Source organism: Burkholderia sp. 4M9327F10 (assembly GCF_005503145.1).
GTDB lineage: Bacteria > Pseudomonadota > Gammaproteobacteria > Burkholderiales > Burkholderiaceae > Paraburkholderia.
Genome location: NZ_SCNV01000050.1, coordinates 51,960 through 62,640, shown reverse-complemented (window position 1 = coordinate 62,640; position 10,681 = coordinate 51,960). Strand labels below are relative to the sequence as shown.

The 10,681-nt window shown below is 62.6% G+C and carries 5 protein-coding genes and 2 pseudogenes; 5 read left to right on the top strand and 2 right to left on the bottom strand.

Annotated features, from left to right (window positions below; genetic code table 11):
- A partial coding sequence (locus FFS45_RS31570; RefSeq protein ID WP_137958563.1) for a hypothetical protein occupies positions 1-1,323 on the bottom strand: 1,323 nt, incomplete at its 3' end.
- A 321-nt stretch (positions 1,324-1,644) separates the two neighbouring features.
- On the opposite strand from FFS45_RS31570, the pseudogene FFS45_RS42535 reads away from it, so the two are divergent.
- Positions 1,645-1,899 (top strand): annotated as a pseudogene (locus FFS45_RS42535) (recombinase family protein); the annotation flags it as partial.
- Positions 1,900-2,088: 189 nt separating this feature from the next.
- Here the strand turns inward: FFS45_RS42535 and FFS45_RS31560 are convergent.
- Positions 2,089-2,622 (bottom strand): annotated as a pseudogene (locus tag FFS45_RS31560) (SDR family oxidoreductase); the annotation flags it as partial.
- A gap of 379 nt (positions 2,623-3,001) precedes the next feature.
- On the opposite strand from FFS45_RS31560, the gene FFS45_RS31555 reads away from it, so the two are divergent.
- The 4 genes from FFS45_RS31555 (at position 3,002) to FFS45_RS31540 (ending at position 10,674) form a co-directional block, all read left to right on the top strand.
- The gene (locus tag FFS45_RS31555) at positions 3,002-4,564 is read left to right on the top strand and encodes a methyl-accepting chemotaxis protein (RefSeq protein WP_137958562.1); all 1,563 of its coding nucleotides are present in this window, start codon (positions 3,002-3,004) and stop codon (positions 4,562-4,564) included.
- Positions 4,565-4,935: 371 nt separating this feature from the next.
- Positions 4,936-7,278: an autotransporter domain-containing protein gene (locus FFS45_RS31550; RefSeq protein ID WP_249363012.1), complete on the top strand. Its 2,343-nt coding sequence runs from the start codon at positions 4,936-4,938 to the stop codon at positions 7,276-7,278.
- Positions 7,279-7,411: 133 nt separating this feature from the next.
- Positions 7,412-9,514, top strand: coding sequence for a tetratricopeptide repeat-containing sulfotransferase family protein (locus FFS45_RS31545; RefSeq protein ID WP_249363011.1), 2,103 nt, complete (start codon positions 7,412-7,414; stop codon positions 9,512-9,514).
- On the top strand, positions 9,511-10,674 hold the full coding sequence (locus FFS45_RS31540; protein WP_137958560.1) for a glycosyltransferase family 9 protein: 1,164 nt from the start codon (positions 9,511-9,513) through the stop codon (positions 10,672-10,674). The genes FFS45_RS31545 and FFS45_RS31540 overlap by 4 nt, the downstream gene beginning before the upstream one ends.
- The last annotated feature ends 7 nt before the right edge of the window (positions 10,675-10,681 follow it).

The following is a 10,681-nucleotide window of genomic DNA, read 5'->3' as shown; positions in this document are numbered from 1 at the left end:
CGCGGGGGCGGGGGAGCTGGCTGCTGGCGCGGCGGAGGCGGCACTGCAATCGAGGCCGTGCAGTATCTCAGTGCGTTCTTGGTTCGAATCGTTGCCCGCCACGCCCGACGCAGCGCGCGGACTGGACGGCGGAGCCTCTCTCGCCCAGCCGAGAACCTCCGTGCTCTTCATCACCACCTGAACCTTCGATTGGTCCGGTTGAAGCACGACTTCCGAGCCAATCCGCGAAACGATCTTCACCTTACGGACGACACCCAGTGCATCCGGTGTCGCGTACTGACACGTCATAGCGCCGCAGCTGGACGCCTCCGCAATCTTGCATCCTTGCTTCGACAGAGTGACCACGGCGTCCGGTATTCCACCTAGGGCGAACCTGCGTGCAATGCCGCCGCTAATCTGCGAACTAGCGCCCGTCATCGCGAGGAAGATCACCAGGAGCGCTCCTGCCATCAGACCCAGATCCTTCCACCAGCGTTTTTCATCGGCGCGATGGATACTCAGCAGGCCGATGTTTGCAACGAAGCAGATAGCCGGCCACACGGCAAGCCAGAGGTTTTGATCGCGCGAAGCTGGCGAGTGGTACAAGAGGATGCCGTAATACGTCGCGATGAGTTGCCCAACGAAGAACGTAGAAGCTACCCCCAGCACTTCCATGAGCGGGCCGCCAAACTGATCCAGCTTCGTGCCTACGCGCAAGACGCTCTGGCCGCCCGGCGCCGCACCGTCATTCCCGGCCACATCGACACTGGCCAGCTTGCGCTTTTCCGAAAGATAATTCCGATACGCGATAGTGGCGAATACCAGAGCAAGCGACAGGCAGAGGCCGCCGCCCGCGACCCCTGGGGCACCCCACAGGAATAGCCACAGGCAAAGCGTCCATGCAGGCACGGCCCCCGCGAGAGCCGACATCCACACAACGAGCGGCGTTTTATTGAGCCGCGCAAATGAGCCGTGCGCCATCAGCGCCGGGGCAACGAACGAGCCAGCGAAGATAACCAGCATCAACAGGCCGGTAAGCGATACAGCCGCTAGCGTCGCGGTTAGATCCGTCAGCTTGAGGGTGGGAAAGAATCCCACATCCGCAAAAAAGATCAGCAGGAAGATACCTCCAAGGAACAGCAGCCCCTTCCACGCGAGGCTCACGAGGTCCTCGAGTTTCTTCCCCTCCTTCTTCTTTTCGTTTCCCGCCCCGTCGCCTTCTTTCTTCACATCGCTTTGCGTACCTTCGCCCGCTGGTTGGGAGCTGGGCGTCGCACTCTGCGGGGAAACGGCTGCTGTGCCGCTCTGCGGCGTGTCGACCACTTGCTGCTCATCACTCATCATGTTCTTCTTTATTTATTTATTCGGACAAATACTTCCCGAGCGCTATAACGGCCACCGTCCCGCAATCTTGAGTCCCCGATGTATCCAGTGAACGGCGCAAGCCAAAAAATCTCGACTCGTACGAAAAGGGGGTTAGTGACTTGCCCAATACCTGCTTGACGCACTGCACCGCCTGGTTAATCTTCTGCCATCTTTCTTGAGTGCGGAGGTGCGAAACTGAGCCGAGTCTTTTGCTACCGCCGGGTCTCGACCGTCAAACGGACGACTGTGAGCTAACCTCACGAAATCCGTTAGGCAGGGTTCAGCGTCGAGCCGCGCCATGTGGTGTCGGAGTGCGTGTCCATCTCCGTTGCGGCGGGGCAGCGAGCCGGCTTTTGGAAGCTACTCAAGCGACTGGAAACTGGCGATGTGCTGGTCGTCACGAAACTTGACGGGCACGGCCTCAACGCGATTGATGTGCGTGCGACCGTCGACGAACGGACGACAATGGGCGTCCACGTTCATTGCCTCGCGTTGGGCGGAGCAGACCTCGCGAGCGCGGCCGGAAAGGTGACCACGTCGGTGCTGTCTGTGGTCGCCGAGTTCGAACGCGAGTTGTTGTTTGAGTGTACCGCCGCCGGACTCGCGCGTGCGCGGGTTGGCAAAAAAGCATTGAGATGCCCCAAAGGCGTCGAGCGACAAGGAGCAATCCGAGGCATTGGGGAGCCCACGCCAGGACTGACGGTCGCCGTTGTCGTTCGCGAACTGAATGGGAACCGAATTGACGGTGACACCCGTTCCGCCGACCACCTCGGCCAAGCCCCTCGCAATGGCGAGCTGAGCGGTCTTGGTCGTGGCGTAGTCGATCATGTCCTTAGGGATCGCAAGCGCGGACTCGCTGCTGATGAAGACGACGCGCCCCCACCCGCGCTTCGTCATGTTCGGCACATAGTGGCGGGAGGCGCGAATGCCGCTCATGACGTTAAGTTCGAAGAGATCGATCCACTCGCTGTCCTCAATTTCGAAGAAGGACTTCGGACGCCCAGTACCCACATTGTTGACGAGAATGTCCGCATCCGGCGCCTGAGCGAACAACTCCGCCGCGCCTTCCGGGGTCGCAAGATCTGCGATGACGCCGGTAAATTTGGTCTTTGGCAAGAGTTCTCGAAGCTCCCGAAGCGCCGTAGAGACGCGCTTCTCTGTGCGGCCGTTGATGACGACCGCGGCGCCTGCGCGCCCCAACCCTTCAGCAATGGCTCGGCCGATACCCGCCGTTGACCCGGTAACGACGGCCTTGCGGCCAGTGAGATCGATATTCATGACACCAGTCCTTCAATATGTGGAGACAGCTGGATTGTGGGTGATGTCTGAATCAATGATAATAAGTTAATTTGTCATAGTATTAATTCCCGGGGGGAATTAATATGTGCGCTCGCGGCACAATTCGCGAATGCTGAAATCGGTGACTGTTTAGCCGATGGGCCAGTGTTGCGTCCTCAAGGAAACGTTGCCGTTATCTGACGAGATTTCCTGTTGACACACGGAATCCCTGTATAGCAGCCCGCTTGCAGCATGCCGAACCACCCAGCCCTGCAAACTGAAGTTTTCCCCATCCCCTGCCGTTAATTTCCTTGATAGACACAACCAGCCTGCACGCACAGACCGTGCAGACGCTCGTCAATCTAAAAAGGGGACGCAGATGGAACGGTTTCGGCTCAACGTGCGGCTATGGCTGGCGCTCGCTGTCATGTGCCTGGGCATTCTGGCGATCGGACTCTGGGGCGCCTTCAAGGCGCGCGACACCATGATCGCCGGTCGCGAGGCCGAACTGAAAAGTGTGGTGAGCGTGGCCAACGGCGTGCTGGACCGCTATAACGGTCTCGTGGCGGCCGGCACCATGCCGCTCGCCGACGCGCAGCGCAACGCGCTGGCCGATCTCCGGGTGATGCACTACGACGGCGCAGGCGGCTATCTGGTGATCGAGGACGCGCATGCGAAAGTGTTGATGCATGGCGTGCGTGCCGACCTGGAAGGCAAAGACATGAGCGGATTCAAGGACCCGACGGGCCACCTCGTGTTCCAGGAAGGCATCGATCTCGCGGAGCGCGACGGCGAAGGCTTTATCCATCTGCAGTTCATGAAACCCGTGACGAACAAGATGGCGCCGAAGATCAACTACGTGCGCCTGTTCAAGCCGTGGGACTGGACCATCGTCACCGGCGTATTCACCGATGACATCGACGCCGCGTTTTATACCACGCTCTTACAGTATGTCGTCGCCGCGCTGTTCCTGTGCAGTGCGGTGTCGATCGTGATCGGCCTGATTGCCCGCAGCATCTTGCGCCAACTCGGCGGCGAACCGGCTTATGCCGCGCAGATTGCCGGCCGCATCGCCGATGGCGAACTCGACGTCGTCGTCCTGACGCGCAGTGGCGATACGCACAGCCTGCTCGCGGCCATGCAGCGCATGCAACTGCGTCTCGCGGAAGCGATCACGCAGATCCGCAGCGGTGCGACGCTGATTTCCACGGTGTCGAGCGAGATTGCCGCCGGCAATGCCGACCTGTCCCGCCGCACCGAACAGCAGGCCACGGCGCTGGGCGAAACGGCCTCCAGCATGGAGCAGATCACGGCGACCGTGAAGCAGAACGCCGACAACGCCAAGCAGGCCAGCCAGTTGGCCCACAACGCATCGGAGACGGCGGTGCGCGGCGGCGAAGTGGTCGGCAAGGTAGTGGACACGATGCAAGGTATTTCGCAGTCCTCTCATCGGATTGGCGACATCATCGGGGTGATCGAAGGCATCGCGTTTCAGACCAATATCCTTGCGCTGAACGCGGCGGTCGAAGCTGCGCGCGCCGGCGAGGAAGGACGCGGTTTTGCGGTCGTGGCGGGTGAGGTCCGCAATCTGGCACAACGCAGCGCGGCCGCGGCGAAGGAAATCAAGGCCTTGATCGAGGAGTCGGCGGCGCAGATCGCGGGCGGCTCGCAGTTTGTCGACCGCGCGGGTGCGACCATGCAGGAGGTCGTGCAAGCCGTGCGGCGCGTGACGGACATCATGGGTGAAATCAGTGCCGCCTCGATCGAACAGAGTTCGGGCATCGAGCAGGTGAATATCGCTGTCGCCAGCATGGATCAGACCACGCAGCAAAACGCGGCACTGGTGGAACAGGCCAGCGCGTCCGCCGACGTGCTGAAAGCGCAGACCGGACAACTCGAAGCAGCTATCGCGGTGTTTACGCTGCCGCAGCGCGTTGCGTGAACGCTCTGAGGTGCGCTTGACCGATCAGGCGCATTGATTGCGTTGCGTTGTCCGCAAGACACCATTAGTAACGGTCCTTGCGGTCGCGATAGCCGTCTTTCGCAAGTTAAAACTTACGAAATCTCAATCTCGATTCAGGATATTGAAAGCTCGAATTAACCGAATAAAAAGCTGCGCAGGCATATTTAAATATTCCTTTCGCATTTCTTCTCCTACAATAATGACCGGCTTTCGAGCTGCCGATACTACAGCCATAAGAAGAAGTTAACGCCGCAATCGATCGGAACGGGGTATGAGGCATGACGCTTAGCAAGAACAATCCGCTGAAATTAAACGTCTTGTCACTTGCATTGGCAGGGGCCATTGCGGTCATGTCCCAGAAGACGGCGGCCCAGACAGTTATCAGCACGCCCTACAACGAGACCTACTCTTGGAATACGGGCAATCTGACCGTCACCTCGACCATTTCTGGGCAGTCCGACGGTATAGTCAGCTCTAGCACTGTCGGTACGCTAACGAACAGCGGCACCATCGTCTCCAGCAACAACAACGGGATCAACAACCTGGGCAGCATCGGCGCCCTGATCAACAACGGGGGGGACATCAGGGGCCCCAGCGCCGGTCTTCTCAACGGCGGATTAATCACCACGCTTTCGAATAATAGTGGCGGCACGATCACAGGCAATCGTGGCATCTGGAATACCGCGAACGGCGGTGAACTCGGCACGATAGGTACGCTCACCAACAGCGGCGTCATCAGCGGCACGCAGACAGGCATTTATAATCCCGCCGGCGGCACGATAGGCACGCTAAACAACAGTGGCATCATCAGCGGCCAGGATTACGCGCTTTATAACGCCTCCTCCGCTTCGCTTGGAACGATCACAAACTCCGGCACCATCGAAGGCAATATCAAGAACCTGTCGAGCCAGGACCTGAACCTCGACGGCGGTACGGGTACGATATTCGGCACCCTGACCGGTTACGGCAATACGATCGGCTCAATCACCAACACGCTCTCGAACGTCGCGTTCGGTACTGGCAACGTGCTGCTCAACGACAATATCAACGTCGGCAGCAACGCGGTGAACAACATGGGCAGCGCGGTGCTGCAGGTCAACCGGCCGATTACGATAAGCGGCAATTACAACCAGGGGGCGAACGCGACGCTGCAGATCGGCGTTTCCAGCGGCGCCGTCACGCAAGGCTCGATCGGGTCGGACAGCGGCTATGGCCGGCTTGTTGTAACGGGCAACTCGACGATTGCATCGGGCTCATCGGTGAGCCTGACGTCGAACGGCTATGGATTCGCTGCGGGACAGCGTTATGTGATCGTCGATACCGCGGGTGCGGCGACCTACAATCCCAACGGCTTACACTATTCGATTGCCGGTTATAACTCAACCGTAACCGGCTCGGTCGTGGCGAACGGCAGCAACAGCGATCTGGTGCTGGACGTGGTGAGCGCAACCATCGTATCGACGCCGACACCCACACCGACGCCGACACCAACACCCACACCCACACCCACACCGACGCCCACGCCAACACCGACGCCAACACCCACACCGGCATTCTCGATTCCGGCGACCGAGCCGAACGCCTATTCGGCATTGCTGGGTTTGTCCCGCTACACGGGGATCAGCAATGCCGGGCTGCTGAATTTATACGATGCGTCGCTGTCTCTCGATGAAGGCGGCAGTGGCCCGGCCAATCGCGGCGGTAATACACTGAACCCGATCTCGGGTGAAATCAGCCAAGCCGCGGTCGCGCCAACCTTCGATGCGCTGAACGTGGTGTCCTCGCACGTCGACTCTCTGCGCCTCGCACAGGCAAGCGGCGAAACCGGTGTGGCAACCGGCGAAGTGGCGCCCCAGTGGAACGTGTGGGGCCAGGCGTACGGCGGCCATGCGAGCCAGGACGAGCGCGATGAGGTGGATGGCTACAGCGCGAACTACGGCGGCCTGCTGCTCGGCGTGGACCGGGCGATCAACGACCGCTGGCGTGCCGGTGGCGTGTTCAGCTACAGCAATACCGCGATCAACAGCACGGGCGATACCGCCGGCGACACGACTCGCGTGAACGCCTATGGCCTGATCGGCTACGCAAGCTACACGGGCAGCCCGTGGTACGTGAACCTCTCGGGCGCGGTGGTGCAGCAGCAGTACGACACGACCCGCGTGGTCAGCATGCAGGGATTCTCGGGTACGGCCGACGGCCACTTCAGCGGCCAGCAGTACGTGGCGCGGGCTGAGGCCGGCTACCCGCTGGCGCTGTATGGCGCGACGCTCACGCCGCTGACGAGCCTCACGTACAGCTACCTGAACCAGGGCAGCTATACGGAGAGCGGCGGCAGCGGTGCGGCGCTGTCGGTCGATTCAAGCCACGCGAGTTCGGTGAAGAGCAGCCTCGGTGCGAGGCTGGAGAAGGGCTTCACGACGGGCTACGGCGAGATCGTGCCGGATCTGCAGGTGCAGTGGATTCACGAGTACGACCACACGAGGCAGGTGACGGGGGCGGGCTTTGCGGGGGCCCCGGGCGAGACTGCATTTACGACCGTGGGGGCCACGCCGGTGGCAGACCTCGCGGATGTCTCGCTGGGCGTGACGCTGCTGCGCGCGAACAACCTCAGCCTGACGGTTCGTTACGAACTGCAGGCCGCACCGGGCTTCCTTTCGCAGACGGGGATACTGCGCCTGCAGCAGAAGTTCTGATTGTCGACGCACCGGGTGAGGCCGGCAATGCCAGCACGAGCCGATTGGCCACCGTAAAAAATCAGCGCCTCATCTCGGCAACCGGTGGTACGGTGTCTGCGCATCGAAATCGACCACTCGTATGGAGTCAAGCATGTCCAGTGTGCCGGGTTCTTCCGACGTCATGAGTATTGCGGAAGCGCTTGGCCGCGCCCATGCCCACTGGAACGCCGGCCAGGCCGATCAGGCCGAACAGCTTTGTCAGCGGGTGCTGGCCGCCTGGCCGGGCCACGCCGACGCGCTGCACCTGCTGGGCCTGATGGCGCATGCGTACGGCAATCTCGATCTCGCCCTTTCCCATCTGCGCCAGGCCTGCATGGCGCCGCGCGCCCCGGCCGTCTATTCCAGCAACCTCGCCGAGATGTGCCGCCAGAAAGGGCTGCTGGCCGAGGGTGAGGAAGCCGCCCGGCGGGCCGTGGCGATGGACCCGGCGCTGGTGTCGGGCTGGAACAACCTGGGCATTGTGCTGCAGGAAGCCGGCAAGTTCGCGGAAAGCCTCGCCTGTCTCGAACGGGTGATCGCGCTCAAGCCGGACTGGGCCGAAGCGCATAACAACCTGGCCAACACCTCGCGGCGTCTTGGCCGCATGGACCGTGCCGAACAGCATTACCGCCAGGCGCTGGCCCTGAATCCGGTTTACGCCGAGGCGCACAGCAACCTGGCGTTCCTGCTCTCCACCCAGGGCTGCTATGACGAGGCCGCCGCAGCGGCGCAGCGGGCCATTGAACTGAGCCCGCGCCTCGTCGACGCGTATCTGAACCTGGCGGAGGTGGAAGTCTCCCGCCATCGCCATGCAGCCGCGCTACATGCGCTCGACATGCTCGCCGCCTTCGCCCCGCAACATCCGGCCGCGCTGGTGGCACGGGCGAAGGCGCTCAAACTGATTGAACGTCTCGACGAGGCACTCGGCTTCGCCCGCCAGGCCGTAGCGATTGCGCCGAAGAGCGCCGAGGCGCACAACACGCTCGCCGTGGTGCTCCAGGTACTCGGGCAAACCGACGAGGCGCTTGCGCAGTTCGAGCAGGCGGCCCAACTGCCTGGCGCGGTCGCCGAGGAAGCAATGGTCGGACGCGCCACCTTGCTGATGGAAGCCGGCCGCAAGGACGAGGCAATGGCCGCGTTCGAGCAGGCGCTGGAAGCCTTTCCGGGTTCGGTGACGGCGCTGGCCGGCCGGGCCGACGCGCATACGTTCAGCGCGGGCGACCCCGATATCGCGGCGCTCGAGGCATGTCTCGCCGAAGGCGAGCGCCGTTCGCTGAGCGACCGGATCACGGCCCATTTCGCGCTCGGCAAGGCGTACCTCGACATCAAGGATGCGCAGCAGGCGTTCCAGCACTTCAATGCGGGCAACCGTCAGAAGCGCGCGAGCCTCGGCTACGATTCCGTCGCGACCGGCCAGTGGATGGAGCGTGTTGCCGAAACGTTCACGCCGGAACTGTATGCCCGGCTGCAGGGGGCGGGCGCGCCGTCGGAGCTGCCGGTGTTCATCGTCGGCATGCCTCGCTCAGGCACCACGCTCATCGAGCAGATCGTGTCGTCGCACCCGCAGGTGACGGGCGCGGGCGAGCTGTCTGCCTTGCGCCTGGTGGTCGAAGGCAGCGGCGTTTTTCCGGAGCGGCTCGAGGCGCTGGCGGAAGGGGAGGCCGCAGACCTGTTGCGGCAGCTCGGCCAGGCCTATCTGGCCCGCGTCGCGCCGCTGGCCCAGGGGCGAGTGCGCCTCGTCGACAAGATGCCGGGCAATTTCCTGTACGCCGGGATGATCCCTCTGATCCTGCCGGGCGCGCGCATCATTCACACCCGGCGCGACGCGGTGGATACCTGCCTGTCCTGCTATACCAAGCTCTTCGGCGGCGAGCAGTCCTTCGCCTACGATCAGGCCGAACTGGGCGCGTTCTACCGCCGCTATGAACGCCTGATGGCGCACTGGCGCGAGATATTGCCGTCAGAGCGTTTCATCGAGGTCGACTATGAATCGGTAGTGGACAATCTCGAGGACGAGGCGCGGCGTCTGACCGGTTTTCTCGGTCTTCCGTGGGACGACGCCTGCCTGAACTTTCACGACAACCGCCGCGTGGTGCGCACGGCCAGCGTCAACCAGGTGCGCCAGCCCATCTATAAGACCTCGAAGGGCCGCTGGCAGGCTTACGCCGACTATCTCGGCCCGCTGCTTGCTGCACTCGGAAGCGGCGCGGCATGACGCCTGGCAGCACACCGGACATCGCGGCGATCGAGCGGACAGTTCGCCCCCTGCTCGCCGCAGGACGTTTCGACGAAGCCGAGGCGCAGCTGCGTCCGTACCTTGCATCGGGTAGCGGGCCTCTCGTGCTGTGGAAGCTGCTCGCGGCGGCGCTTCGTCCGCAGGGGCGTATCGCGGAAACACGGGCCATCCAGGAGATGCTGGTAGCGCATGCGCCGGGCGATTTTCCAACGCGCTTCGATCTCTCGGAAACACTACTGCTGCTGGGCGAGTTTGAGCGCGGCTGGCGTGAATATCACCATCGCTACAGTCTCGCGCATACGGCTGCCATCGAGCGCAAGGTGCAGCGCCCGCGCTGGAGCGGCCAGCCGATTCCCGGCAAGACCCTGCTGATCCATGACGAGCAGGGCTACGGAGATACGTTCCAGTTCATGCGGCTGGTGCCGTGGGCCAAGCAGAGAAGCGGTGCGCGCGTAGTTCTCGAAGTGAACGCGGAAACCCTGTCGCTGGCGCAGCGCAGCGAAGGATTCGACGAGATCGTGGCGCGCGGCACCCTGCCGCCCGCATTCGATCTGCACTGCGAGATGATGAGCCTGCCAATGGCGATGGGCCTGACGCTGGCTGATCTGCCTGGCCAGGTCCCCTATCTGTCGGCTGACGCGCGGCGCCTCGCGAAGTGGCGGCAACGCCTTGCCGGCCTGCCGCGTCCGCTGGTCGCGCTGGTGTGGGCCGGGCGGCCAAGCCATTTCAATGACGCGAACCGCTCGCTGACGCTTGAACAGCTTGCGCCGCTGGCGCGGCCCGACGTGACATTCCTGTCGATCCAGAAGGGGTCGGCCGAAGTTCAGGCGCAGAACCCGCCCGCGGGCATGCCGGTCGTGCCGCTCTCGGATGAGATCGGCGACTTCGAGGATACGGCGGCGATCCTGAGCATCGCCGATCTGCTCATTTCGGTGGATTCGTCACCGGTGCATCTGGCAGGGGCGCTCGGGCGTCCGGTATGGGTGATGCTGCCTTTTGTGCCGGACTGGCGCTGGTTGCTGGAGCGCACCGACACGCCGTGGTATCCGCGCATGCGTCTGTTCCGCCAGCCGTCGCGAGGCGACTGGGGCGCTGTGATGGCCACGCTGGCGTCGGAACTCGCGCAGCTCGTGGCGTGAGGGAAGA

Coding starts and splice junctions, on each gene's coding strand:
- FFS45_RS31550 (WP_249363012.1), top strand. CDS start 4,936: ATGTCCCAGAAGACGGCGGCCCAGACAGTTATCAGCACGCCCTACAAC.
- FFS45_RS31545 (WP_249363011.1), top strand. CDS start 7,412: ATGTCCAGTGTGCCGGGTTCTTCCGACGTCATGAGTATTGCGGAAGCG.
- FFS45_RS31555 (WP_137958562.1), top strand. CDS start 3,002: ATGGAACGGTTTCGGCTCAACGTGCGGCTATGGCTGGCGCTCGCTGTC.
- FFS45_RS31540 (WP_137958560.1), top strand. CDS start 9,511: ATGACGCCTGGCAGCACACCGGACATCGCGGCGATCGAGCGGACAGTT.